The sequence below is a fragment of the Citrobacter sp. RHB35-C17 genome (genome assembly GCF_013816795.1).
GTDB classification, from domain to species: Bacteria; Pseudomonadota; Gammaproteobacteria; order Enterobacterales; family Enterobacteriaceae; genus Citrobacter_A; species Citrobacter_A amalonaticus.
Genome location: NZ_CP057150.1, coordinates 4,406,265 through 4,432,892 on the forward strand (window position 1 = coordinate 4,406,265; position 26,628 = coordinate 4,432,892).

Annotated in this window: 18 protein-coding genes, 5 tRNA genes, 3 rRNA genes, 1 pseudogene and 1 riboswitch; of the genes and pseudogenes, 4 read left to right on the forward strand and 23 right to left on the reverse strand. The window is 52.4% G+C overall.

All coding sequences use genetic code 11. The annotated features are described in order from the left end of the window. Positions 1-16 precede the first annotated feature (16 nt). From rpoB to HVZ37_RS21005, 12 genes are all read right to left on the reverse strand, one after another. Positions 17-4,045 carry a DNA-directed RNA polymerase subunit beta gene (rpoB, locus tag HVZ37_RS20950; RefSeq protein WP_042998970.1) on the reverse strand — a complete coding sequence of 1,343 codons (4,029 nt, stop codon included), beginning with the start codon at positions 4,043-4,045 and terminating at the stop codon, positions 17-19. Between the two features lie 319 nt (positions 4,046-4,364). After that, complete coding sequence (gene rplL, locus HVZ37_RS20955) at positions 4,365-4,730, reverse strand: 50S ribosomal protein L7/L12 (protein ID WP_012133812.1); 366 nt, start codon at positions 4,728-4,730, stop codon at positions 4,365-4,367. Between the two features lie 66 nt (positions 4,731-4,796). Continuing rightward, positions 4,797-5,294 carry a 50S ribosomal protein L10 gene (rplJ, locus tag HVZ37_RS20960; RefSeq protein WP_042293041.1) on the reverse strand — a complete coding sequence of 166 codons (498 nt, stop codon included), beginning with the start codon at positions 5,292-5,294 and terminating at the stop codon, positions 4,797-4,799. Between the two features lie 336 nt (positions 5,295-5,630). Next, entirely contained in the window at positions 5,631-6,335 is a 705-nt protein-coding gene (gene rplA, locus HVZ37_RS20965) for a 50S ribosomal protein L1 (protein WP_042998969.1), read from the reverse strand. A gap of 3 nt (positions 6,336-6,338) precedes the next feature. Further along, positions 6,339-6,767 (reverse strand): 50S ribosomal protein L11, encoded by a 429-nt coding sequence (gene rplK, locus HVZ37_RS20970; RefSeq protein ID WP_012133815.1) that lies wholly within the window; start codon positions 6,765-6,767, stop codon positions 6,339-6,341. A gap of 157 nt (positions 6,768-6,924) precedes the next feature. After that, positions 6,925-7,470 carry a transcription termination/antitermination protein NusG gene (gene nusG / locus HVZ37_RS20975; protein WP_003862341.1) on the reverse strand — a complete coding sequence of 182 codons (546 nt, stop codon included), beginning with the start codon at positions 7,468-7,470 and terminating at the stop codon, positions 6,925-6,927. 1 nt (position 7,471) lies between these two features. Further along, complete coding sequence (gene secE / locus HVZ37_RS20980) at positions 7,472-7,855, reverse strand: preprotein translocase subunit SecE (RefSeq protein WP_012907759.1); 384 nt, start codon at positions 7,853-7,855, stop codon at positions 7,472-7,474. Positions 7,856-8,095: 240 nt separating this feature from the next. Next, the gene (gene tuf, locus HVZ37_RS20985; protein ID WP_042998968.1) at positions 8,096-9,280 is read right to left on the reverse strand and encodes an elongation factor Tu; all 1,185 of its coding nucleotides are present in this window, start codon (positions 9,278-9,280) and stop codon (positions 8,096-8,098) included. 117 nt (positions 9,281-9,397) lie between these two features. Beyond that, positions 9,398-9,473: transfer RNA gene (locus tag HVZ37_RS20990), tRNA-Thr, on the reverse strand. Between the two features lie 5 nt (positions 9,474-9,478). Next, positions 9,479-9,553: transfer RNA gene (locus HVZ37_RS20995), tRNA-Gly, on the reverse strand. 114 nt (positions 9,554-9,667) lie between these two features. Continuing rightward, positions 9,668-9,752, reverse strand: a tRNA-Tyr gene (locus HVZ37_RS21000). An 8-nt stretch (positions 9,753-9,760) separates the two neighbouring features. Continuing rightward, a tRNA-Thr gene (locus HVZ37_RS21005) sits at positions 9,761-9,836 on the reverse strand. A 19-nt stretch (positions 9,837-9,855) separates the two neighbouring features. Here HVZ37_RS21005 and HVZ37_RS23190 point away from each other — a divergent pair. Continuing rightward, a pseudogene (locus HVZ37_RS23190) lies at positions 9,856-9,978 on the forward strand (hypothetical protein); the annotation flags it as partial. Positions 9,979-10,237: 259 nt separating this feature from the next. Continuing rightward, positions 10,238-11,188, forward strand: a complete 951-nt coding sequence (gene coaA / locus HVZ37_RS21010) for a type I pantothenate kinase (RefSeq protein ID WP_061069505.1) — start codon at positions 10,238-10,240, stop codon at positions 11,186-11,188. 30 nt (positions 11,189-11,218) lie between these two features. Here the strand turns inward: coaA and birA are convergent, their stop codons facing one another. The 8 genes from birA to btuB all read right to left on the reverse strand — a co-directional run bounded on the left by birA (position 11,219) and on the right by btuB (position 21,407). Beyond that, on the reverse strand, positions 11,219-12,181 hold the full coding sequence (gene birA, locus HVZ37_RS21015) for a bifunctional biotin--[acetyl-CoA-carboxylase] ligase/biotin operon repressor BirA (RefSeq protein WP_181627942.1): 963 nt from the start codon (positions 12,179-12,181) through the stop codon (positions 11,219-11,221). Further along, a complete protein-coding gene (gene murB / locus HVZ37_RS21020; protein WP_044268480.1) occupies positions 12,178-13,206 on the reverse strand; it encodes a UDP-N-acetylmuramate dehydrogenase in 1,029 nt (342 codons plus the stop codon). The genes birA and murB overlap by 4 nt, the downstream gene beginning before the upstream one ends. A 154-nt stretch (positions 13,207-13,360) precedes the next feature. Then, positions 13,361-13,476: ribosomal RNA gene (gene rrf / locus HVZ37_RS21025) — 5S ribosomal RNA — on the reverse strand. Positions 13,477-13,573: 97 nt separating this feature from the next. Then, positions 13,574-16,479, reverse strand: a 23S ribosomal RNA gene (locus HVZ37_RS21030). Positions 16,480-16,675: 196 nt separating this feature from the next. Next, a tRNA-Glu gene (locus HVZ37_RS21035) sits at positions 16,676-16,751 on the reverse strand. 86 nt (positions 16,752-16,837) lie between these two features. After that, a 16S ribosomal RNA gene (locus HVZ37_RS21040) occupies positions 16,838-18,379 on the reverse strand. Together the 16S, 23S and 5S rRNA genes with 1 tRNA gene alongside form the textbook arrangement of a ribosomal RNA operon. Positions 18,380-18,772: 393 nt before the next feature. Next, a complete protein-coding gene (murI, locus tag HVZ37_RS21045; protein ID WP_042998964.1) occupies positions 18,773-19,624 on the reverse strand; it encodes a glutamate racemase in 852 nt (283 codons plus the stop codon). Beyond that, positions 19,569-21,407: a TonB-dependent vitamin B12 receptor BtuB gene (gene btuB / locus HVZ37_RS21050; RefSeq protein ID WP_156595539.1), complete on the reverse strand. Its 1,839-nt coding sequence runs from the start codon at positions 21,405-21,407 to the stop codon at positions 19,569-19,571. The genes murI and btuB overlap by 56 nt, the downstream gene beginning before the upstream one ends. Positions 21,408-21,471: 64 nt before the next feature. Next, positions 21,472-21,662, reverse strand: a riboswitch (cobalamin riboswitch). Positions 21,663-21,776: 114 nt separating this feature from the next. Here btuB and trmA point away from each other — a divergent pair. Then, complete coding sequence (trmA, locus tag HVZ37_RS21055) at positions 21,777-22,877, forward strand: tRNA (uridine(54)-C5)-methyltransferase TrmA (protein WP_181627943.1); 1,101 nt, start codon at positions 21,777-21,779, stop codon at positions 22,875-22,877. Between the two features lie 49 nt (positions 22,878-22,926). Here trmA and HVZ37_RS21060 read toward each other — a convergent pair whose 3' ends face one another. Then, complete coding sequence (locus tag HVZ37_RS21060; protein WP_042998961.1) at positions 22,927-23,286, reverse strand: YijD family membrane protein; 360 nt, start codon at positions 23,284-23,286, stop codon at positions 22,927-22,929. Next, entirely contained in the window at positions 23,286-23,936 is a 651-nt protein-coding gene (gene fabR / locus HVZ37_RS21065) for an HTH-type transcriptional repressor FabR (protein WP_043001797.1), read from the reverse strand. The genes HVZ37_RS21060 and fabR overlap by 1 nt, the downstream gene beginning before the upstream one ends. A 198-nt stretch (positions 23,937-24,134) precedes the next feature. On the opposite strand from fabR, the gene sthA reads away from it, so the two are divergent. Beyond that, positions 24,135-25,535, forward strand: a complete 1,401-nt coding sequence (gene sthA / locus HVZ37_RS21070) for a Si-specific NAD(P)(+) transhydrogenase (RefSeq protein WP_042325654.1) — start codon at positions 24,135-24,137, stop codon at positions 25,533-25,535. On the opposite strand, the gene oxyR is transcribed toward sthA, so the two are convergent. Further along, positions 25,518-26,435, reverse strand: a complete 918-nt coding sequence (oxyR, locus tag HVZ37_RS21075; RefSeq protein WP_042998960.1) for a DNA-binding transcriptional regulator OxyR — start codon at positions 26,433-26,435, stop codon at positions 25,518-25,520. The genes sthA and oxyR overlap by 18 nt on opposite strands. Positions 26,436-26,628: the final 193 nt, after the last annotated feature.

Consider the following 26,628-nt stretch of genomic DNA (forward strand, 5'->3'; position numbering starts at 1 on the left):
CCTGTTTGAGCGAGAATTACTCGTCTTCCAGTTCGATGTTGATACCCAGCGAACGAATCTCTTTCAACAGTACGTTGAAGGATTCCGGCATGCCCGGTTCCATCTGATGGTTGCCATCTACGATGTTCTTATACATCTTAGTACGGCCGTTCACGTCATCAGACTTAACGGTGAGCATTTCCTGCAGGGTGTATGCCGCGCCGTATGCTTCCAGCGCCCACACTTCCATCTCCCCGAAGCGCTGACCACCGAACTGCGCCTTACCACCCAGCGGCTGCTGAGTAACCAGGCTGTAGGAACCGGTGGAACGAGCGTGCATCTTATCGTCGACCAGGTGGTTCAGTTTCAGCATGTACATGTAACCTACGGTTACCGGACGCTCGAACTGCTCACCCGTACGGCCGTCGAACAGCGTGATCTGACCGGAAGTCGGCAGGTCACCCAGTTTCAGCAGCTCTTTAATTTCCGCTTCTTTCGCACCGTCGAACACCGGCGTTGCGATTGGCATACCTTTGCGCAGGTTTTCAGCCAGACGCAGAACTTCTTCATCGCTGAAGGTATTCAGGTCAACTTTCTGACGAACGTCAGCACCCAGATCGTACGCACGCTGGATGAACTCGCGCAGTTTCGCGACTTCCTGCTGCTGTTTCAGCATGGCGTTGATCTTATCGCCGATACCTTTCGCAGCCATACCCAGGTGGGTTTCCAGAATCTGACCGATGTTCATACGAGACGGTACGCCCAGCGGGTTCAGTACGATATCTACCGGCGTACCGTTAGCATCGTGCGGCATATCTTCGATCGGGTTGATCTTAGAAATGACACCCTTGTTACCGTGACGACCTGCCATCTTGTCACCAGGCTGGATACGGCGTTTAACGGCCAGATAGACCTTAACAATCTTCAGCACGCCCGGTGCCAGATCGTCGCCTTGGGTGATTTTGCGGCGTTTCGCTTCGAGTTTTTTCTCGAACTCGTGTTTCAGTTCGTCGTACTGCTCAGCCAGTTGTTCCAGCTGATTTTGTTTCTCTTCATCGGTCAGGCCGAGTTCCAGCCAGCGATCGCGAGGCAGTTTGTCGAGCTTCTCAGCTTCAACACCACCGGCAACCAGCACAGCATAGATACGGCTGAACAGGCCAGCTTCGAGGATCTGCAGTTCTTCAGACAGGTCTTTCTTCGCCTGCTTCAGCTGCATCTCTTCGATTTCCAGCGCACGTTTGTCTTTTTCTACGCCATCGCGAGTAAAGACCTGAACGTCGATAACCGTACCGGAAACACCGTTTGGTACGCGCAGAGAAGAGTCTTTAACGTCAGACGCTTTCTCACCGAAGATCGCACGCAGCAGTTTTTCTTCTGGCGTCAGCTGGGTTTCACCTTTCGGCGTTACCTTACCCACCAGAATGTCGCCGCCGGTCACTTCCGCACCGATGTAAACGATACCGGATTCATCCAGTTTGGAGAGCGCAGCTTCACCCACGTTCGGGATGTCAGCGGTGATCTCTTCCGGCCCCAGCTTGGTGTCACGGGACACGCACGCCAGTTCCTGAATGTGGATGGTGGTGAAACGGTCTTCCTGGACAACACGCTCGGAAACGAGGATGGAGTCTTCGAAGTTGTAACCGTTCCACGGCATGAACGCGACGCGCATGTTCTGACCGAGCGCCAGTTCACCGAGGTCGGTGGACGGACCGTCTGCCAGTACATCACCACGTTCAACCGGCTCGCCCAGAGAGACACACGGCATCTGGTTGATACAGGTGTTCTGGTTAGAACGGGTGTATTTGGTCAGGTTGTAGATGTCGATACCCGCTTCGCCCGGGTACATCTCGTCTTCGTTAACTTTGATAACGATACGGGAAGCATCCACGTACTGAACGGTACCGCCACGTTTAGCCACCGCAGTAACACCGGAGTCAACGGCAACAGCACGTTCCATACCGGTACCTACCAGCGGCTTATCAGCGCGCAGAGTCGGAACCGCCTGACGTTGCATGTTCGCACCCATCAATGCACGGTTGGCGTCATCGTGTTCCAGGAACGGGATCAGGGACGCACCGACGGAAACCACCTGCTGAGTGGAAACGTCCATGTAGTCAACCTGGTCACGGCTGAACAGGCTGGATTCACCTTTGCTACGGCAGGTCACCAGATCTTCTACGAAGTGGCCATCGTCATCCAGGTTGGAGTTCGCCTGAGCGATAACGAAGTTACCTTCTTCAATAGCAGACAGGTAATGAATCTCATCTGTCACAACGCCATCAACCACGCGACGATACGGCGTCTCGAGGAAGCCATATTCGTTAGTCTGTGCGTACACGGACAGGGAGTTGATCAGACCGATGTTCGGACCTTCAGGCGTTTCGATTGGACATACGCGACCATAGTGCGTCGGGTGTACGTCTCGAACTTCAAAGCCAGCGCGCTCACGCGTCAGACCGCCTGGGCCGAGTGCAGAGATACGGCGTTTGTGCGTAATCTCAGACAGCGGGTTGTTCTGGTCCATAAACTGAGACAGCTGGCTGGAACCGAAGAACTCTTTCACTGCTGCAGAAATCGGTTTGGCGTTGATCATGTCCTGAGGCATCAGGGTATCCAGATCGCCCAGAGACAGACGCTCTTTCACCGCACGCTCAACACGTACCAGGCCAACGCGGAATTGGTTTTCCGCCATTTCGCCTACGGAACGGATACGACGGTTGCCGAGGTGGTCGATATCATCGACTTCGCCTTTACCGTTACGGATATCGATGAGCTTCTTCATCACTTCGATGATGTCGTCTTTGCTCAGGATACCGGAACCTTCGATTTCGTCGCGCAGCAGAGAACGGTTGAACTTCATACGACCGACCGCAGACAGGTCATAACGGTCTTCAGAGAAGAACAGGTTCTCAAACAGGCTTTCAGCCGCTTCACGTGTCGGCGGCTCACCCGGGCGCATCATGCGGTAGATTTCTACCAGCGCGCTCAGACGATCGTTAGTTGGGTCGACGCGTACGGTTTCAGAAATGTACGGGCCGTGATCCAGATCGTTGGTGAACAGGGTTTCGATACGTTTGTGGCCAGACTGGCTCAGCTTAGCCAGCAGATCCAGGCTCAGCTCCATGTTCGCCGGGCAGATCAGCTCGCCAGTGGATTCGTCAACGTAATCTTTCGCAGCCACTTTGCCCGCAATGTACTCAACCGGAACTTCGATATGTTTGATATCGTCTTTTTCCAGTTGGCGGATGTGACGCGCAGTGATGCGGCGGCCTTTTTCAACGTAGATTTTACCGTTCGCTTCGATATCGAAGGAGGCGGTTTCACCACGCAGACGTTCAGGCACCAGCTCCATCTGCAGCTTGTTGTCGCGAATCTCGAAAATCACTTTTTCGAAGAACAGATCCAGGATCTGCTCAGTGGTGTAGTTCAGCGCACGCAGAATAATGGTCGCAGGCAGTTTACGGCGACGGTCGATACGTACGAACAGGTTGTCTTTCGGATCGAATTCGAAGTCCAGCCAGGAACCACGGTAAGGAATGATGCGCGCGTTATACAGCACTTTACCCGAAGAGTGGGTTTTACCTTTGTCGGAGTCAAAGAAGACGCCCGGACTACGGTGCAGCTGAGAAACGATAACACGCTCAGTACCGTTGATAACAAAGGTACCGTTGTCGGTCATGAGCGGAATTTCGCCCATGTAGACTTCTTGTTCTTTAATGTCTTTAACGGTGCCTTCCGGCGCTTCGCGCTCGTAGATCACCAGACGCAGTTTTACGCGCAGCGGTGCGGAATAGGTCACGCCACGGATCTGACATTCCTGAACGTCAAACACCGGTTCGCCAAGACGGTAGCTGACGTATTGCAGCTCGGAATTACCGCTATAGCTCTGAATCGGGAATACGGAACGGAAGGCGGCTTCCAGACCATACTGCCCCTCAGGATCTTGCTCGATAAACTTCTGAAACGAGTCAAGCTGGATAGAAAGGAGATAAGGCACATCCAGAACTTGTGGACGTTTACCAAAATCCTTACGAATACGTTTTTTCTCGGTATAGGAGTAAACCATAGGGTTCCTCAGCTCGCTGACAAGTCGACCCATCTGTCCATTGAGCGGACAGTTTGTGCAACACTATTTTGTTGACCGGAAAATCGAATACTTTCCGCAATGCCTGTTGCTATCACGCTTAAACCATTTCATTGCGATTTACACAGAACGGACGCTCTGTCGCAGTATATTAAGTCGTCGATAGAAACAAGCATTGAAAGGCACAGCAGTAGTCAAACAGTGTGAAACGCTACTGGCGCCTTACAGCGCAAAAAGGCTGGTGACCAAAAAGTCACCAGCCATCAGCCTAATTTCTCAGGCTGCAACCGGAAGGGTTGGCTTATTTAACTTCAACTTCAGCGCCAGCTTCTTCCAGAGATTTTTTCAGTGCTTCTGCGTCATCTTTGCTCACGCCTTCTTTCAGAGCGGCCGGAGCAGATTCTACCAGGTCTTTAGCTTCTTTCAGACCCAGGCCAGTTGCGCCACGTACTGCTTTGATTACAGCAACTTTGTTAGCGCCAGCAGCTTTCAGAATTACGTCGAATTCAGTTTTTTCTTCAGCAGCTTCAACCGGGCCAGCAGCTACAGCAACAGCAGCAGCAGCGGAAACACCGAATTTTTCTTCCATTGCAGAGATCAGTTCTACAACGTCCATTACGGACATAGCGGATACTGCTTCAATGATTTGATCTTTAGTGATAGACATTTAAATTGTTCCTGAATATCAGAATAAGTTTATACGTAAGCAGATGCTTTAAAAAGATAACTGCGATTAAGCAGCTTCTTTCGCATCGCGTACAGCAGCCAGAGTACGAACCAGTTTGCCAGCCGAAGCTTCTTTCATGGTTGCCATCAGGCGTGCAATTGCTTCTTCGTAGGTCGGCAGAGTTGCCAGGCGGTCGATCTGAGACGCCGGGATCAGCTCACCTTCAAAGGCAGCGGCTTTGACCTCAAATTTTGCATTCGCTTTCGCGAACTCTTTGAACAGACGAGCAGCAGCGCCCGGGTGTTCCATAGAGTATGCAATCAGGGTCGGACCAACAAACGTGTCTTTCAGGCACTCGAACGGAGAACCTTCAACAGCACGACGCAGCAGGGTGTTACGAACAACACGCATGTAAACGCCAGCTTCACGACCTGCTTTACGCAGTTCAGTCATTTTATCTACAGTCACGCCACGGGAATCCGCAACTACTGCAGACAGCGCGCCTTTGGCTACTTCGCTGACTTCAGCAACAATCGCTTGTTTGTCTTGAAGATTTAAAGCCATTAGCTTTGCTCCTGGATGTTTGCCGGAACTCATGTTCCGGAACTCACTTCACTCTTTCCAACGAAAAGAGCGTCTTAATACGGTGAGCAGAAACAAGCCAGAGTATCCAAAAATAATCTTAGCGTTCTGTCACCGTCTACGCAGGGGATTAAGTTTCTTACGAAACACCTGCGGTCTTCGACGGAGGCCTGGATTAGGCCAGGCTCCAACGAACAAATCTGTTCTATGCTTCGTCTTTCGAACCGCAATTCAAATGACTTGCAGAGTGTCTGTCTCTTTCAACAGAAACGTGGGGGTAGAATTGTAGACAAATCCACCGCCCACGTAAAGCTAATCTTAGTTCGCAGAAGCGCTCAGACCAGCCTGATCAACGGCAACACCAGCACCCATGGTGGTGGAGATGCTGATTTTCTTGATGTACACGCCTTTCGCCTGAGTCGGTTTTGCTTTCTTCAGCGCAACCAGCAGAGCTTCCAGGTTTTCTTTCAGTTTGTCAGCGTCAAAATCCACTTTACCGATGGTAGTGTGGATGATGCCGTTTTTGTCGTTACGGTAACGAACCTGACCCGCTTTAGCGTTCTTAACTGCTTCAGCAACGTTCGGCGTTACGGTACCCACTTTCGGGTTTGGCATCAGGCCACGCGGACCCAGAACCTGGCCCAGTTGGCCAACAACGCGCATTGCATCCGGAGAAGCAATAACCACGTCAAAGTTCATTTCGCCTTTCTTGATCTGCTCAGCCAGATCTTCCATACCTACCAGTTCAGCGCCAGCAGCTTTAGCAGCTTCAGCGTTTGCACCCTGGGTAAATACAGCTACGCGAACGGAACGGCCAGTACCGTGCGGCAGTACAGTTGCACCACGTACGTTCTGGTCAGATTTACGCGCATCGATGCCGAGGTTAACAGCAACGTCTACGCTTTCAACGAACTTAGCGGTAGCCAGTTCTTTCAGCAGAGAGATAGCTTCGTTGATGTCGTACTGTTTGGTCGCATCAACTTTCTCACGGATCACACGCATGCGCTTGGTCAGTTTAGCCATTTCTTAGTCCTCCACTACCAGGCCCATGGAACGTGCAGTACCTTCAATGGAGCGAGTCATCGCTTCAATGTCGGCACCAGTCATGTCGGCAGCTTTGGTCTGCGCGATTTCCTGCAGCTGAGCGCGGGAAATTTTACCTACTTTGTCTTTGTTCGGCTTACCGGAACCAGACTTAATACCAGCCGCTTTCTTCAGCAGAACGGCTGCCGGAGGCGTTTTGGTAATGAAGGTGAAAGAACGGTCAGCGTAAACGGTGATAACAACCGGAATTGGCAGACCTTTTTCGATGGAATCAGTCTTAGCGTTGAACGCTTTGCAGAATTCCATGATGTTAACACCCTGTTGACCCAGAGCAGGACCAACCGGCGGACTCGGGTTTGCCATACCAGCTGCAACCTGCAGCTTGACGTAGGCTTGGACTTTCTTAGCCATTCTCAATTTCCTCTGTTGGGTGATAGCGCCTCAGAGAGGCTCCCCGTGATATAAAAATTCGTTCTACGGGCCAGGCCCATAAAAACAAAAGGCGCGAAATTGTATTCCAATCTCACGCCTTGTGCAACGATTAAATCGCCGCTTTTTTGATCGCTACTTAGGCTTTTTCAACCTGTGCAAAGTCCAGTTCTACCGGGGTCGCACGACCGAAGATAGAAACGGATACTTTCAGGCGGGACTTCTCATAGTCCACTTCTTCAACGACGCCATTAAAGTCAGCAAACGGACCATCGTTGACACGCACCATCTCACCCGGTTCAAACAGCGTTTTCGGCCGCGGCTTATCACCCACCTGCTGCAGGCGATTCATAATCGCATCAACTTCTTTGTCGCTGATCGGCGCCGGACGGTCAGATGTACCGCCGATAAAGCCCATCACACGCGGTACACTACGCACCAGGTGCCAGCTCGCGTCATTCATGACCATCTGGACCAGCACATAACCCGGGAAGAATTTACGCTCGCTCTTACGTCGCTGACCACCACGGATTTCGACCACTTCTTCGGTCGGCACCATGACTTCGCCAAACAACTCTTCCATATTGTGTAATTTGATATGCTCACGCAGCGATGTTGCTACGCGGCCTTCAAAACCGGAAAACGCCTGAACGACGTACCAGCGCTTTTTAGGAGCTTCAGACATCTCAGAACCTCAGGCCAGTGATAAAGGAAACCAGGCGAACCAGAATACCATCCAGTCCCCACAGGATCAGTGACATTACTGCGGTAACCGCAGCCACAATCAACGTGGTGTGCAATGTTTCCTGGCGAGTCGGCCAAATGACCTTACGTACTTCAGTACGCGCTTCGCGGGCAAAAGCAACGGTAGCTTTACCTTTTGTCGTCAACAGCGCGACACCACCCGCTGCAGCAATCAGAATTACTACGGCCAGCGCACGCAGCGGCAGCATCATGTCACGATAAAGATAGTTGCCAACAATTGCCACGAGCAGCAATGCCACAACCACGATCCACTTTATCGCTTCCAGGCCACGCCCGCTCCCTTGAGCTTCGGTATTCGCACTCATAAACCAACCTGTCAGAAGTATTCTACAAATAATTTCACCCCGCGAATGCGAGGCTAACCAGTCAACCTTGTGCCGAAATGCATTGGGGGCATTCCGGGCTCAACGCCCTCTTCAGAGCCTGTCTCAGCAATGATTATGACAAATAAAATCACTGATGAGCCAGGTTCTGGTTCGAAAGCGTGCAAAAAGGGCATCAAATGATGCCCTTTTAATGCGCATTGCGTCAAATGTTATCAGCGATTAGCTGAGAACTTTAGCAACAACGCCTGCGCCTACCGTACGGCCGCCTTCACGGATTGCGAAACGCAGACCGTCGTCCATCGCGATCGGGTGGATCAGGGTAACAACCATTTTGATGTTGTCGCCCGGCATTACCATCTCAACGCCTTCCGGCAGTTCGATGGTGCCAGTCACGTCAGTTGTACGGAAGTAGAACTGCGGACGGTAGCCTTTGAAGAACGGAGTATGACGGCCGCCTTCGTCTTTGGACAGGATGTACACTTCGGATTCGAACATCGTGTGCGGCTTGATGGTGCCCGGCTTAGCCAGTACCTGACCACGTTCGATTTCTTCACGTTTGATACCACGCAGCAGAACACCAACGTTCTCACCCGCACGGCCTTCGTCCAGCAGTTTGCGGAACATTTCAACGCCAGTACAGGTAGACTTGGCAGTCTCTTTGATACCAACGATTTCAACTTCTTCGCCCACTTTGATGATACCGCGTTCTACACGACCGGTAACAACGGTACCACGACCGGAGATGGAGAATACGTCTTCGATCGGCAGCAGGAACGGCTTGTCAATCGCACGCTCTGGTTCCGGGATGTAAGAATCCAGGAAGCCAGCCAGTTCGATGATTTTCGCTTCCCACTCTGCGTCGCCTTCCAGCGCTTTCAGAGCAGAACCACGAACGATCGGGGTGTCGTCGCCCGGGAAATCGTACTGAGACAGAAGTTCGCGAACTTCCATTTCTACCAGTTCCAGCAGCTCTTCGTCATCAACCATGTCGCATTTGTTCAGGAACACGATGATGTACGGAACGCCTACCTGACGACCCAGCAGGATGTGCTCACGAGTCTGCGGCATCGGGCCGTCAGTCGCAGCAACAACCAGGATCGCGCCGTCCATCTGCGCAGCACCGGTGATCATGTTTTTAACATAGTCGGCGTGGCCCGGGCAGTCTACGTGTGCGTAGTGGCGAGTCGGGGTGTCATATTCAACGTGAGAAGTGTTGATGGTGATACCACGAGCTTTTTCTTCCGGCGCGTTATCGATCTGATCGAATGCGCGAGCAGCACCGCCGTAGGTTTTAGCCAGTACGGTAGTGATGGCAGCGGTCAGCGTTGTTTTACCATGGTCAACGTGGCCGATAGTACCGACGTTAACGTGCGGTTTTGTACGTTCAAACTTTTCTTTAGACATCGATTGTCCCTCTAAGACACGGATAAATCGGTGATATCACCACATCAACCAGGCGATATGCCTGAACTGTTGAATCATTGAGTCGTTACAGAGAAAACACGGGGAGGAGAAGTGAAGTGGTGCTGATACCCAGAGTCGAACTGGGGACCTCACCCTTACCAAGGGTGCGCTCTACCAACTGAGCCATATCAGCACGTCTGGAGCGGGCAGCGGGAATCGAACCCGCATCATCAGCTTGGAAGGCTGAGGTAATAGCCATTATACGATGCCCGCATCCTGAAACTCGGCTACCCAGTTCTTTCTGTAACAAAAAAAGAGACAAGTCTCTTTTCTCATTCGAGCCGATTATTTTCGTAACCAGCTCAGACAGCAATTGCTGCCAGAAAGTGGTGGTGGGGGAAGGATTCGAACCTTCGAAGTCTGTGACGGCAGATTTACAGTCTGCTCCCTTTGGCCGCTCGGGAACCCCACCGGACTTGATGGTGCCGACTACCGGAATCGAACTGGTGACCTACTGATTACAAGTCAGTTGCTCTACCTACTGAGCTAAGTCGGCATCAAGTAGCGCGCATTCTATGGAGACCTGCGTGCTCATGCAACTAAAAAATTGCATAAAATGTTCTATCGCTCACATTTTGCACTATACGACCAAAAAATGGCGTATTTTCAGTCAGCTTAGCATAAAATTTCGACATTATCTGGCAGTCCATTTCCTCCCACCTGCATCGGGTGGTACTTCAACGCACCAAATCATCGCCTGTACATCTGGAATATCCGTCACATTGCGTTTCAGGGAATGACGTTCAGAAGAGATTTTTTCTTATTATTCCCCCCCATCTGGTGTTACCCTCCTGCCCATTGTCCAAATTAACTGAAATGCGACGTGCCATTGCATGCCGGGGATGACGCGCTTTTTATCACTGCCCTGATGGTGTAATGACAGCCAGAAACATGCTTATGAGTATAAAAGAGCAAACGTTAATGACGCCTTACCTACAGTTTGACCGCAACCAGTGGGCTGCGCTTCGTGATTCCGTGCCGATGACCCTCACTGAAGAAGAGATCGCACGGTTAAAAGGGATTAATGAAGATTTATCGCTGGAAGAAGTTGCAGAGATCTATTTGCCCTTGTCGCGTTTGCTTAACTTCTATATCAGCTCGAACCTGCGTCGTCAGGCTGTTCTCGAACAGTTTCTGGGCACGAACGGTGAGCGTATCCCTTATATCATCAGTATTGCTGGCAGCGTAGCGGTGGGGAAAAGTACCACTGCGCGTGTATTACAGGCGTTACTGAGCCGTTGGCCAGAACATCGTCGCGTTGAACTGATCACCACGGATGGTTTTCTTCATCCAAACCAGGTATTAAAAGACCGTGGGTTAATGAAGAAGAAAGGTTTTCCGGAATCGTATGACATGCATCGTCTGGTCAAGTTTGTCTCCGATCTCAAATCCGGCGTGCCAAACGTAACCGCTCCGGTTTATTCGCATCTGATTTATGATGTGATCCCTGATGGGGATAAAACCGTGGCCCAACCCGATATATTAATTCTCGAAGGACTCAATGTTCTGCAGAGCGGGATGGACTATCCACATGACCCTCATCATGTATTTGTTTCGGACTTCGTCGACTTCTCTATTTATGTTGATGCACCGGAAGAGTTACTGCAGACATGGTATATCAATCGTTTTCTTAAATTCCGCGAGGGGGCGTTTACCGACCCTGACTCTTATTTCCATAACTACGCGAAACTGACGAAAGAGGAGGCGATCAATACGGCCACCTCATTATGGAAAGAAATTAACTGGCTGAATTTAAAACAAAATATTCTACCCACGCGTGAGCGCGCGAGTCTGATTATGACCAAGAGCGCCAATCATGCCGTCGAGCAGGTTCGCCTGCGAAAATAATTAAAAAGGGAGCTTTCGCTCCCTTTTTAATTATTCAGCGCTTCTCAGGGAGATTTCTCCCCCAACCCACGGTTTTATAATGCCATCCTGTTCCAGAAGTAATGCGCCCTGCGCATCGATACCTCGTGAAATACCGTATATTTCTTTGTCACCGATTATCAGTTTAACCTGGCGATTGATAAAGTTATCCAGCTTTTCCCAACGGGAAAGATAAGGAGCCAGTCCTTCTTGCTCAAATAACTCCAGCGCGGTACGTAATTCACGAATGAGCCTTGCCGCCAGCGTATTGCGATCGAGCGTAATCCCAGCTTCCTGCAACGTAATCCATCCCTGATTCACCACGCCTTCTTCCACACGGCGCATTGCCATGTTAATGCCGGCGCCGATGACGATCTGCGCAGCATCGCCCGTCTTACCCGTTAACTCAACCAGGATCCCCGCCAGTTTGCGATCCAACAGGTAGAGATCGTTAGGCCACTTCACCCGTACCTTGTCCGCACCCAGATCACACAGAACCTCAGCCATTACGATACCGATCACCAGGCTTAAGCCGATCGCGGCGGCCGGCCCCTGCTCCAGACGCCAGAACATTGAAAGATAAAGGTTTGCGCCAAAGGGGGAAAACCACTTACGTCCACGACGTCCACGACCTGCCTGTTGGTATTCCGCCACGCAGGCATCGCCAGACTGCAATAGATCGATGCGGTCCAGCAGGTACTGATTGGTGGAATCAATAACCGGCAGCACAGCCACCGTGCCGCAATCCAACTGACTGTAGATGCGGTCAGAATCCAGCAACTGAATCGGCTCCGGTAAACTGTATCCTTTGCCTGGCACGGTAAAGACATCAACTCCCCAGTCACGTAGAGTCTGGATATGTTTATTGATGGCCGCCCGGCTCATCCCCAACTGTTCACCCAGTTGCTCACCGGAATGAAACTCGCCATCGGCCAGTAAGGAGATAAGCATCAGAGGAACGGTATTATCCTTCATGCAATGATCTCCACAGCATTGACTTCGCCACTCTGCCCGATGAAGCGTACTTCAGGCTCCAGCCAGACGTTAAATTTCTCACCGACTTTCGCACGCACCAGGTGCGCGAGATTGACCACATCTTCGCTTGTCGCGTTAGCCGCGTTAATAAGTACAAGCGCCTGTTGACGATGTACGGCTGCCCCTCCGATACCCACGCCTTTCAACTCACATTGGTCAATGAGCCAGCCAGCCGCCAGTTTTACTGAACCATCAGGTTGAGGGTAATGAGGGGCATTCGGAAACTGAGACAGCAGTGCCTCAACCACATCCTTTGCCACGACGGGGTTTTTAAAAAAGCTGCCCGCATTACCGTTCACTTTTGGATCGGGCAGTTTTGTTATACGCATATGGCAAACCGAATCAAACACCTGCTGGGGCGTTACCGTGGCCGGATCCAGACGCGTCAGGTCGCCATAGGTCAACACTGGTTGCCATTGCTTAGTCAGACGTAACCCCACCGCAACGATCGCGTAGCGATCCTGGTATTCATGTTTAAAGATACTGTCACGATAGCCAAAGCGACATTCCGCCGCACTCACGCGCCGCGATTTTCCTGTCGCCAGCTCAACACAGTCAACATAATCACACACTCGCTGGAGCTCCACGCCGTAAGCACCAATATTCTGGATCGGTGAAGACCCTACGCAGCCGGGGATCAGCGCCAGGTTTTCCAGCCCCGGCATGCCAAGACGTAGTGTATGCTGAACCAGATGATGCCAGTTTTCACCCGCACCGACATGCAATAACCACGCGTCTGGTTGCTCTGTTACTTCAATGCCTTTGATACGATTGACGATCACTGTCCCGCGGAAGGCGTCAAGGAACAGGACGTTACTCCCTTCACCCAGTATCAGTACCGGCTGATGCAACGCATTGGCAGATTGCCAGGCGCTAAGTAGTTGTTGTTCATTTTCGGCGCAAACAATCTCATTGGCATTTTGATCGATGCCAAAAGTATTCCAGGATTTAAGGGAGTGATTCATAGAGGCTTTCCTGATGCAAAATCGCGGTTAGTTTACCGCATATGCCGCAGTATGGCTTGTATTATGGCGGGATGACGTTATTCGATAAAATGATCCGACAGGTGACGGACGCAAAAAAGCCCATCCGTCAGGATGGGCTCTTCACTTGTTTGATGCCTGGCAGTTCCCTACTCTCGCATGGGGAGACCCCACACTACCATCGGCGCTACGGCGTTTCACTTCTGAGTTCGGCATGGGGTCAGGTGGGACCACCGCGCTACAGCCGCCAGGCAAATTCTGTTTATTAACCCGCCTTTCGCCGGTTAATCTAATCTGTAATCACGCTGAAAATTTTCTCTCAATTCCGCCAAAACAGCTTCGGCGTTGTAAGGTTAAGCCTCACGGTTCATTAGTACCGGTTAGCTCAACGCATCGCTGCGCTTACACACCCGGCCTATCAACGTCGTCGTCTTCAACGTTCCTTCAGGACCCTTAAAGGGTCAGGGAGAACTCATCTCGGGGCAAGTTTCGTGCTTAGATGCTTTCAGCACTTATCTCTTCCGCATTTAGCTACCGGGCAGTGCCATTGGCATGACAACCCGAACACCAGTGATGCGTCCACTCCGGTCCTCTCGTACTAGGAGCAGCCCCCCTCAATTCTCCAGCGCCCACGGCAGATAGGGACCGAACTGTCTCACGACGTTCTAAACCCAGCTCGCGTACCACTTTAAATGGCGAACAGCCATACCCTTGGGACCTACTTCAGCCCCAGGATGTGATGAGCCGACATCGAGGTGCCAAACACCGCCGTCGATATGAACTCTTGGGCGGTATCAGCCTGTTATCCCCGGAGTACCTTTTATCCGTTGAGCGATGGCCCTTCCATTCAGAACCACCGGATCACTAAGACCTGCTTTCGCACCTGCTCGCGCCGTCACGCTCGCAGTCAAGCTAGCTTATGCCTTTGCACTAACCTCCTGATGTCCGACCAGGATTAGCTAACCTTCGTGCTCCTCCGTTACTCTTTAGGAGGAGACCGCCCCAGTCAAACTACCCACCAGACACTGTCCGCAACCCGGATTACGGGCCCACGTTAGAACACCAGCCATTAAAGGGTGGTATTTCAAGGATGGCTCCACACGAACTGGCGTCCGCGCTTCAAAGCCTCCCACCTATCCTACACATCAAGGACCAGTGTTCAGTGTCAAGCTATAGTAAAGGTTCACGGGGTCTTTCCGTCTTGCCGCGGGTACACTGCATCTTCACAGCGAGTTCAATTTCACTGAGTCTCGGGTGGAGACAGCCTGGCCATCATTACGCCATTCGTGCAGGTCGGAACTTACCCGACAAGGAATTTCGCTACCTTAGGACCGTTATAGTTACGGCCGCCGTTTACCGGGGCTTCGATCAAGAGCTTCTCCTTACGGATAACCCCATCAATTAACCTTCCGGCACCGGGCAGGCGTCACACCGTATACGTCCACTTTCGTGTTTGCACAGTGCTGTGTTTTTAATAAACAGTTGCAGCCAGCTGGTATCTTCGACTGATTTCAGCTCCACGAGTAAATCGCTTCACCTACATATCAGCGTGCCTTCTCCCGAAGTTACGGCACCATTTTGCCTAGTTCCTTCACCCGAGTTCTCTCAAGCGCCTTGGTATTCTCTACCTGACCACCTGTGTCGGTTTGGGGTACGATCTGATGTTACCTGATGCTTAGAGGCTTTTCCTGGAAGCAGGGCATTTGTCACTTCAGCACCGTAGTGCCTCGTCATCACGCCTCAGTGTTAAAGTGAACCGGATTTACCTGGAACACACACCTACACGCTTAAACCGGGACAACCGTCGCCCGGCCAACATAGCCTTCTCCGTCCCCCCTTCGCAGTAACACCTGGTACAGGAATATTAACCTGTTTCCCATCGACTACGCCTTTCGGCCTCGCCTTAGGGGTCGACTCACCCTGCCCCGATTAACGTTGGACAGGAACCCTTGGTCTTCCGGCGAGCGGGCTTTTCACCCGCTTTATCGTTACTTATGTCAGCATTCGCACTTCTGATACCTCCAGCATGCCTCACAGCACACCTTCACAGGCTTACAGAACGCTCCCCTACCCAACAACACTTAGTGTCGCTGCCGCAGCTTCGGTGCATGGTTTAGCCCCGTTACATCTTCCGCGCAGGCCGACTCGACCAGTGAGCTATTACGCTTTCTTTAAATGATGGCTGCTTCTAAGCCAACATCCTGGCTGTCTGAGCCTTCCCACATCGTTTCCCACTTAACCATGACTTTGGGACCTTAGCTGGCGGTCTGGGTTGTTTCCCTCTTCACGACGGACGTTAGCACCCGCCGTGTGTCTCCCGTGATAACATTCTCCGGTATTCGCAGTTTGCATCGGGTTGGTAAGCCGGGATGGCCCCCTAGCCGAAACAGTGCTCTACCCCCGGAGATGAATTCACGAGGCGCTACCTAAATAGCTTTCGGGGAGAACCAGCTATCTCCCGGTTTGATTGGCCTTTCACCCCCAGCCACAAGTCATCCGCTAATTTTTCAACATTAGTCGGTTCGGTCCTCCAGTTAGTGTTACCCAACCTTCAACCTGCCCATGGCTAGATCACCGGGTTTCGGGTCTATACCCTGCAACTTAACGCCCAGTTAAGACTCGGTTTCCCTTCGGCTCCCCTATTCGGTTAACCTTGCTACAGAATATAAGTCGCTGACCCATTATACAAAAGGTACGCAGTCACCCCATAAAGAGGCTCCCACTGCTTGTACGTACACGGTTTCAGGTTCTTTTTCACTCCCCTCGCCGGGGTTCTTTTCGCCTTTCCCTCACGGTACTGGTTCACTATCGGTCAGTCAGGAGTATTTAGCCTTGGAGGATGGTCCCCCCATATTCAGACAGGATACCACGTGTCCCGCCCTACTCATCGAGCTCACAGCACATGCAATTTTGTGTACGGGGCTGTCACCCTGTATCGCCGGCCTTTCCAGACCGTTCCACTACCACACATGCTGATTCAGGCTCTGGGCTGCTCCCCGTTCGCTCGCCGCTACTGGGGGAATCTCGGTTGATTTCTTTTCCTCGGGGTACTTAGATGTTTCAGTTCCCCCGGTTCGCCTCGTTAACCTATGGATTCAGTTAACGATAGTGCAACGAATTGCACTGGGTTTCCCCATTCGGACATCGCCGGCTATAACGGTTCATATCACCTTACCGACGCTTTTCGCAGATTAGCACGTCCTTCATCGCCTCTGACTGCCAGGGCATCCACCGTGTACGCTTAGTCGCTTAACCTCACAACCCGAAGATGTTTCTTTCGATTCATCATCGTGTTGCGAAAATTTGAGAGACTCGAACACACCATTAACGGTGTGTCGTTTCAATTTTCAGCTTGATCCAGATTTTTAAAGAGCAAATATCTCAAACATGACTCGCTGAGTCAGTTTTGAGATACAGGGGCCGGCGACTTTCACTCACACAAACCAGCAAGTGGCGTCCCCTAGGGGATTCGAACCCCTGTTACCGCCGTGAAAGGGCGGTGTCCTGGGCCTCTAGACGAAGGGGACACTGAAGTCTGCTTCGGCAAGACGCCTTGCTTTTTACTTTTCATCAGACAATCTGTGTGGGCACTACAAAGGCAGGTTCTTTAAGGTAAGGAGGTGATCCAACCGCAGGTTCCCCTACGGTTACCTTGTTACGACTTCACCCCAGTCATGAATCACAAAGTGGTAAGCGCCCTCCCGAAGGTTAAGCTACCTACTTCTTTTGCAACCCACTCCCATGGTGTGACGGGCGGTGTGTACAAGGCCCGGGAACGTATTCACCGTGGCATTCTGATCCACGATTACTAGCGATTCCGACTTCATGGAGTCGAGTTGCAGACTCCAATCCGGACTACGACATACTTTATGAGGTCCGCTTGCTCTCGCGAGGTCGCTTCTCTTTGTATATGCCATTGTAGCACGTGTGTAGCCCTGGTCGTAAGGGCCATGATGACTTGACGTCATCCCCACCTTCCTCCAGTTTATCACTGGCAGTCTCCTTTGAGTTCCCGGCCGGACCGCTGGCAACAAAGGATAAGGGTTGCGCTCGTTGCGGGACTTAACCCAACATTTCACAACACGAGCTGACGACAGCCATGCAGCACCTGTCTCACAGTTCCCGAAGGCACCAAGGCATCTCTGCCAAGTTCTGTGGATGTCAAGACCAGGTAAGGTTCTTCGCGTTGCATCGAATTAAACCACATGCTCCACCGCTTGTGCGGGCCCCCGTCAATTCATTTGAGTTTTAACCTTGCGGCCGTACTCCCCAGGCGGTCTATTTAACGCGTTAGCTCCGGAAGCCACGCCTCAAGGGCACAACCTCCAAATAGACATCGTTTACGGCGTGGACTACCAGGGTATCTAATCCTGTTTGCTCCCCACGCTTTCGCACCTGAGCGTCAGTCTTCGTCCAGGGGGCCGCCTTCGCCACCGGTATTCCTCCAGATCTCTACGCATTTCACCGCTACACCTGGAATTCTACCCCCCTCTACGAGACTCAAGCCTGCCAGTTTCGAATGCAGTTCCCAGGTTGAGCCCGGGGATTTCACATCCGACTTGACAGACCGCCTGCGTGCGCTTTACGCCCAGTAATTCCGATTAACGCTTGCACCCTCCGTATTACCGCGGCTGCTGGCACGGAGTTAGCCGGTGCTTCTTCTGCGGGTAACGTCAATGGCTAAGGTTATTAACCTTAACCCCTTCCTCCCCGCTGAAAGTACTTTACAACCCGAAGGCCTTCTTCATACACGCGGCATGGCTGCATCAGGCTTGCGCCCATTGTGCAATATTCCCCACTGCTGCCTCCCGTAGGAGTCTGGACCGTGTCTCAGTTCCAGTGTGGCTGGTCATCCTCTCAGACCAGCTAGGGATCGTCGCCTTGGTGAGCCGTTACCTCACCAACAAGCTAATCCCATCTGGGCACATCCGATGGCAAGAGGCCCGAAGGTCCCCCTCTTTGGTCTTGCGACATTATGCGGTATTAGCTACCGTTTCCAGTAGTTATCCCCCTCCATCGGGCAGTTTCCCAGACATTACTCACCCGTCCGCCACTCGTCAGCAAAGCAGCAAGCTGCTTCCTGTTACCGTTCGACTTGCATGTGTTAGGCCTGCCGCCAGCGTTCAATCTGAGCCATGATCAAACTCTTCAATTTAAGTTTGATGCTCTTAGAATTAAACGTCGTAATGAATTACGTGTTCACTCTTTGAGACTTGGTATTCATTTTTCGTCTTGCGACGTTAAGAATCCATGTCACTCTGAGTGCCCACACAGATTGTCTGATAAATTGTTAAAGAGCAGTGCCGCTTCGCTTTTTCTCAGCGGCGCGGGGTGTGCATAATACGCTTTCCCGCTTCAGAGTCAAGCATTTATTTTGCTTTTCTCTGTCGGTGTTCATCACTGGTTTTCACCGGAGAACCCTGCTGACCCGGCGGCTTGCGTGCCGTTGTTCCGTGTCAGTGGAGGCGCATTATAGGGAGTTATTTCGGGCTGACAAGGGGAAATTTAAAATAATTTTCCGAGTGCGTAATATTTACCCAAAACAGCGTTAAACCGTCAGTTTTTCGAGCGATTCAAAGCCATAGCGCTGCAAAACGGGCAATAATTGCTCAGTTTCTGGCGTCATCGCCATGCAATAGGCAATGTTGGCATCTGCTGATTTCGCATCCGGCGCTTCATGTTCCAGTAGCCAGGCAGTACGTCGTGCAATGGCCGCCCCGGAATCGACCAGTCGCGTTCCTTCAGGCAGAACCTGTAAGAGTTCTTCCTGCAACAGGGGAAAGTGGGTGCAGCCAAGTACCACGGTATCAGGCGGCTCCGGCATCCGCAGCCATGGGCGCAGGATCCGTTGTAGTTCTTCCAGCGGCACGGGCTCGCCGTGCAACTTCGCTTCCGCCAGTTCCACCAGCTCTGCGGACCCCAGCATGGCTATCTGGCACTCATTGGCAAAGCGCGCGATCAGTTCATGCGTATAAGGGCGCTTCACCGTCCCGCGCGTGGCCAGAAGCCCGACAACCCCGTTCGCCGTCAGACGCGCCGCCGGTTTGATCGCCGGTACCACGCCCACAACCGGGAAAGCGAACTTCTCACGTAAGGCAGGAAGAGAGACCGTGCTGGCCGTGTTACAGGCGATAACGGCCAGAGAAAGAGGATAACGCTGCTGTACCGCCGTCACGATCTCAACAACGCGCTCAACGATAAATGCCTCGCTCTTCTCCCCATAAGGAAAAGCCACGTTATCGAAAGCATAGATATAGTGGAGATCCGGCAGGAGATGCCGAATCTCATCATAGACCGACAACCCACCGACACCGGAATCAAATACCAGCACGGTGGGGCGTGGATCAGAAGGTGTAGCTGCCAGACAAGGTGTATTCCCGTCCTGCAGTTTGGTAGCCATAAACTGTCTCGTAATCTTTATCGAACAGGTTGGCTATTTTACCACGAACTGTGAGATGTGAGGTGACTGGATATGAAAGTCCGAGGTCCCACACGCTCAGCCCGCCCATTTTCACCTTCCGGGAATTGTCGTAGTCGTAATCGTAACGCTCGCCAATATACTGATAGGTCACATCCCAGCCCAGATCGTAGACCTGTCCGCTGAGCTCGTACTTCACCTGCTGTTTAGCGCGACGATAAAGCGGCTGATCGGTTTCATCATCACGCGGATCAACATACTGCAACGTTAAGCGATGATCGACCGGCCCGGTCGTCAGGTTCCCGGTCCATTCCAGGCCTTTGATGGTCGCGGATTTGACGTTGAAGTAGGTATTGTTGTTGTAGTCGATCAGGTTCTGAATTTTGTAGCGATAGGTCGACAGACGCCAGTCAAGCGGGCCGGTCAGCCCTTCTAATCCGGCTTCCCACTGCTTCGACTCTTCCGGCTTCAGGTTTGGGTTAGAGGCGATCCCAAAACGCTCCGCACCAAACTGTTGCCCCAGTGAAGGCGCAAGGAAGCCCGTGCCATAGGAAAGCGTCACTTTATAGTCATCAACAAACTGCCATCCCGCCGCTGTTTGCCAGGTACCATGCCAGCCGAACTGGTCGTCATGGTCTTCACGGCCCGACGCTTCCAGCGTCACGCTATCAATCTGCTGTTGCCCGGTGAGATAGAGGCCCGTGTTATCACGCTTATAGTTGTCTGTCCCATACTCGCCGAAGGACATCAGCTTTTCTTGTTTCCAGTCGACACCAGCACTGACAGCGCCGTGCCCGACAATAACGTTGTTGCCCCACTGGACGTAGCGCTGTTCCATATCATCAAGGCTATAACCTGTGGCATAGCGCCCATTCAGGCTGCTGTAGTTATAGTCCTTAATTCGCTGGTAGTTAGCGACCAGTTGTGACGAGTAGATTCCAGAATTGAAGCGCAGCCCCGTATCCCACGACTGAGTGTAATTCTGGTGCTCGTCGTTTCCGCCGTCATATCCCCAGTTCCCCTGGTCGTAATCGGCATTACTGGCATAGCCGTAGCCACGAAAGTAACCATCGAATTGATCGTTAAATTTGTGCTCAACGCCACCCCAGAAGAGTTTATTGCGATAACCATCGCGATCGCTGTCGCCGCTATAGCTGGAACGCGGCTGAACGTCGAAGCCTTTGGTGGTCTGATAAGCCCCGGCCGCGGTTACCACGGTATCGCCAAAACGCTGGCGGTACGTACCGTCATATTGCTGATAACCTTTTGACCCCACGCCAGCATTAATCTGCGAACGTTCCTCACTCGTCATAGTGATGATGTTCACTACGCCGCCAATCGCGCCAGAGCCATAAATGGCTGAGCGCGGGCCACGGATATACTCAATGCGCTGCACCAGCGACACCGGGATCTGGTCAATATCGGAATTATTCGTAATGCCCGGACGGGCGACCGGAATACCATCGACTAACACCAGAACGTGTTTCGCTTCGGTACCCCGCACAAACAGAGAAGAGCTTTGCCCCATGCCGCCATTCTGGGCGACATCCACGCCTGGCAGGCGGCGCATGACATCCAGAACGGTTCGGGACTGCCAGCGTTCGATATCCTCGCGGGTGACAATATCGGTCGGGGCCAGAACGGTATTAACAGGTTGTTGAAAACGGTTTGCTGTCACGACAAGCGTGTCAGGGGTGGCATCCTGTGCCCAACCCGAAAAAGCCGTGACGGAGAGCGCCGTCAGCAGCGATGTTTTTTTAATCATTGTAAAGCATCCACAATATAAGAAGGATGCCGCAGGTCCCACCGATAGTACGCGATGATGAAAACCAGTTGCGACGTTAGCCGGCAGGTCTTCGGGCTTGGAAGGTTATCCACGGATATAAGAGATGAAGACTTCCCACCCAACAGGCAGTGTCTGCTTACGCTCTCATCTCACCTTTCCTTACCGCTGCGCGTCAGCTCCAGATTTACACTGGATTCCCTATTAACTCACAGGACCGGCACACGGATGCTACAGTTTGTAACATCTTACTGTCCAGCGTGTTTGTTAAATATGAGAGATCATCAATGACTGGACATCTGTTGAGCAATCCCTACAATCCCCGCGTACTTTTATTTTTCAGGATACATCATGACCCCCGAACACCTTCCGACAGAACAGTATGACGCGCAGCTCGCCGAAAAAGTGGTGCGCTTGCAGAGTATGATGGCGCCCTTTTCTGACCTTGTCCCGGAAGTGTTTCGTTCGCCGGTCAGTCACTACCGTATGCGTGCTGAATTCCGCATCTGGCACGATGGCGATGACCTCTATCACATCATTTTTGACCAACAGAGCAAAAGCCGAATCCGCGTCGACAGCTTCCCTGCGGCGAGTGAACTGATTAACCAGTTGATGACCGCGATGATCGCAGGCGTGCGCGACAACCGCGTGTTGCGCCATAAACTGTTCCAGATTGATTACCTCACCACCATGAGTAATCAGGCAGTGGTTTCGCTGCTGTATCATAAAAAGCTGGACGACGAATGGCATGAAGCCGCCGAAGCGCTCCGCGACGCCCTGCGTGCGCAGAACCTGAACGTGCATCTGATTGGCCGCGCGACAAAAACCAAAATCGCGCTGGATCAGGACTACATTGATGAACGTTTGCCCGTTGCGGGCAAAGAAATGATCTATCGCCAGGTTGAGAACAGCTTTACGCAGCCAAATGCGGCCATGAACATTCAGATGCTGGAGTGGGCGCTGGATGTCACTAAAGGCTCGAAAGGCGACCTGCTTGAACTGTACTGCGGTAACGGCAACTTTTCTTTAGCGCTGGCACGCAATTTTGACCGTGTGCTGGCCACCGAAATCGCCAAACCGTCTGTTGCCGCCGCGCAATACAACATTGCGGCGAATCAGATTGATAACGTGCAGATTATCCGCATGGCGGCGGAAGAGTTTACGCAGGCAATGAACGGCGTGCGCGAATTTAACCGCTTGCAGGGTATCGATCTGAAAAGCTATCAGTGCGAAACGATTTTTGTCGATCCGCCCCGCAGCGGCCTGGACAGCGAAACGGAGAAAATGGTACAGGCATATCCGCGCATTCTGTACATCTCCTGTAATCCGGAGACGCTGTGCAAGAACCTGGAAACGTTAAGCCAGACGCATGACGTATCACGTCTGGCGCTGTTTGATCAGTTTCCGTATACGCACCATATGGAGTGTGGGGTGTTGTTGACGGCGAAGTGAGTGTCATAACCGGATGATGACGCAAAGCGTCTCATCCGGCCTCTCCTCTTTATTCCGACACTTCCTGCTTGCGATTACGCATTTTCACGCCGATCCAGAAGACCAGAATGACCGACAGCACCGCCGGGAAGAAGTTGGAACCGATATCCGGATATTCCGCGCGCACCACGGTGCTGTAAAGCAGAACGCCGAGAATAAAGCAGGCGGCAGCCAGACCCGGTAAACCCACAGGCATGGTGCGATTCAAATAACGTTGATGCAGACAGTACACCGTCAGCACCAACGAGATAATCGGAAATACAGAAAACGGCACGATGGAGCTAAACAGCGCCGCGAATGTGCCATTGATTGACAAGCCAGCGACCAGCGCCAGCAGCAGCGTACCTTTATCCTGAACTGACTGTTTCATTACTCTTCCTTCACGTTACCCGGAATGAGGGGCATCTTCTCTTGTTCACGGCGATACCAGTAATACGCACCTTTCGAAATCATGCGCAGTTGCAGTACCAGTCGCTCTTCTAACTGCCGACGCTGTTCCGCGCCCACGTCCAGCGCTTCGGCGCCTGCACTGAAGACAATCGTCACCATCGCTTCGGCTTGCGCTTCAGTAAACGCACGCGGCATATGGTTTTCGATTTCCAGATAGTCCGCAAGTTCCGCGATGAAGTGCTGAATTTCTCGCGCAACGGCAGCACGGAACGCCGCTGAGGTGCCAGAACGTTCACGCAATAATAAACGGAAGGCGTTGGGGTTGTTACCGATGAACTCCATAAATGTGGAGACCGAGGTGCGGATCACACTCCCGCCCTTGGCGATACGCTGACGAGCCTGGCGCATCAACTGACGCAACATCAGACCGCTTTCATCAACCATGGTCAGGCCGAGCTCATCAACATCACGGAAATGACGATAAAAGGAGGTTGGCGCAATGCCCGCTTCACGTGCGACTTCACGTAAACTGAGACTGGCGAAGCTACGCTCCGCGCTCAGTTGACTAAATGCGGCTTCTACCAGCGAACGCCGGGTTTTTTCTTTTTGCTGCGCTCTAACGCCCATCACGATGTCTGAATCCTTCCGTATGCCTTGTCCGGCACTATACCAGAGTTCAAAGTTAATCTGTTTGTTCAGCTTTGTGAATGATTGTTTACGCGCAGTTTGTGCTTCGGCTTCGCAAAAAAGCACAACGATAATTGGGTTATCCCGGCAATGATGTTACTATTCTGTTGCTTTTATGTATAAGAACAGGTAAGCCTTACCATGCCACATTCCTACGATTACGATGCCATAGTTATAGGTTCCGGCCCCGGCGGCGAAGGCGCTGCAATGGGTCTGGTTAAGCAAGGAGCTCGTGTTGCCGTTATCGAGCGTTATCATAACGTTGGCGGCGGTTGCACCCACTGGGGCACCATCCCGTCAAAAGCGCTCCGCCACGCAGTCAGTCGTATTATCGAATTCAATCAGAACCCCCTTTATAGCGATCATTCCCGCCTGCTTCGTTCCTCATTCGCCGATATTCTCAACCATGCCGACAACGTGATTAATCAGCAAACACGGATGCGGCAGGGTTTTTATGAGCGTAACCACTGCGAGATCTTGCAGGGTAACGCCCATTTTGTTGACGAACACACGCTGGCGCTGGAATGTCATGACGGTACGGTTGAAACCCTGACAGCAGAGAAATTTGTCATTGCCTGCGGATCGCGCCCTTATCATCCGGCAGACGTGGATTTCTCGCACCCGCGCATTTATGACAGCGATTCGATCCTCAGTCTGCACCACGAACCGCGCCATGTGATTATTTATGGTGCCGGGGTGATTGGCTGCGAATATGCGTCGATCTTCCGCGGAATGGAGGTCAAAGTTGATCTCATCAACACCCGCGACCGTCTGCTGGCGTTCCTCGATCAGGAGATGTCCGACTCCCTCTCTTACCACTTCTGGAACAGCGGCGTCGTCATTCGCCACAATGAAGAGTATGAGAAAATCGAAGGCTGCGACGATGGCGTGATCATGCACCTGAAGTCCGGTAAGAAACTGAAGGCCGACTGCCTGTTGTATGCCAATGGTCGTACCGGCAACACCGATTCTCTGGCGTTACAGAATATCGGTCTGGAAACCGACAGCCGTGGTCAGCTCAAGGTTAACAGCATGTACCAGACCGCCCTGCCGCACGTATACGCCGTCGGAGATGTGATTGGTTACCCGAGCCTGGCGTCCGCAGCATACGACCAGGGACGCATTGCCGCCCAGGCGCTGGTGAAAGGGGAAGCGAACGCGCACCTGATTGAAGATATTCCCACCGGGATTTACACCATCCCGGAGATCAGTTCCGTGGGCAAAACCGAACAGCAACTGACAGCGATGAAAGTGCCTTACGAAGTGGGCCGCGCTCAGTTTAAACACCTGGCGCGCGCGCAAATCGTCGGCATGAACGTAGGCACGCTGAAGATTTTGTTCCATCGGGAAACGAAAGAGATTCTGGGGATTCACTGCTTTGGTGAACGCGCAGCCGAGATTATTCATATCGGTCAGGCGATTATGGAGCAGAAAGGTGGTGGTAACACGATTGAGTACTTCGTTAACACCACCTTTAACTACCCGACGATGGCGGAAGCCTATCGGGTAGCGGCGCTAAATGGTTTAAACCGCCTTTTTTAACGCCTTGTCGAAATGGCCATCCATCGCACCGCGGATGGCCTCTGCCAGTTGCTCATAGCGACTACGCAGCGGTGATCCTGGACGATACACCAGCCCCACCGTACGACGCGGCTCAGGCTTAATGCAGGGCAGATATACCACGCCATCACGTTTGCGTTCTTGCGGAACCGCCAGCGCAGGCAGCAGGGTAATACCGCTTCCTGCCGCTACCATGTTACGCAGCGTTTCCAGACTGGTCGCACGGAAGTGGGTGTCTTCGTCAGCACCGGCTTCAAAGCAGAATCCCATCGCCTGATCGCGCAGACAGTGGCCGTCCTCCAGCATCAGCAGTTTTTCGCCTGCCAGATCGGACATCGGCACGCATTCGCGATTCGCCCACGGGTGATCTTCGTAGATCGCCAGCAGCATCGGCTCGTCGAACAACGGCACTTCGATAAAGGCCTCGCTCTCTTTCACCAGCGCCAGGATCACGCAGTCAAGCTTGCCGCTATCCAGTTGCGCCAGCAGCTGATGGGTCTGCGCTTCATGCAGATACATTTCCAGCTTCGGGAAAGTCTGGTGCAGCATCGGGATAATATGCGGCAGCAGGTAAGGACCGACAGTGGGAATCAAACCAATGTGCAGCGGACCTGACATGGTTTCGCCCTGTTGGCTTGCCATCTCCTTGAGCACTTTGACCTCACGCAGCACGGTACGCGCCTGATCCACCAGCAGTAAACCCGCCTGGGTGAACAGCACTTTACGACTCGTACGCTCCAGCAGCATCACGCCCAGCTCATCTTCCAGCTTGCGGATTTGTCCGCTCAGCGTTGGCTGACTAACGTGACAGGAGTCCGCCGCGCGCCGGAAGTGGCGATGTTCGGCTAATGCCACCAGGTATTCAAGATCACGAATATTCATTATTCATCCTCCATCGCCACGATAGTTCATGGCGATAGGTAGCATAGCAACGAACGATTATCCCTATCAAGCTTTCTGTCTGATAATCCATCACAGAAACGGAGCAGTCTCGTTTAACCCTTGAAGCCACTGCCCGTTCAGAGAGTCTCTCTCTACCCAAATAACGAAAGCCAACGTGAACTTTTGCGGACCC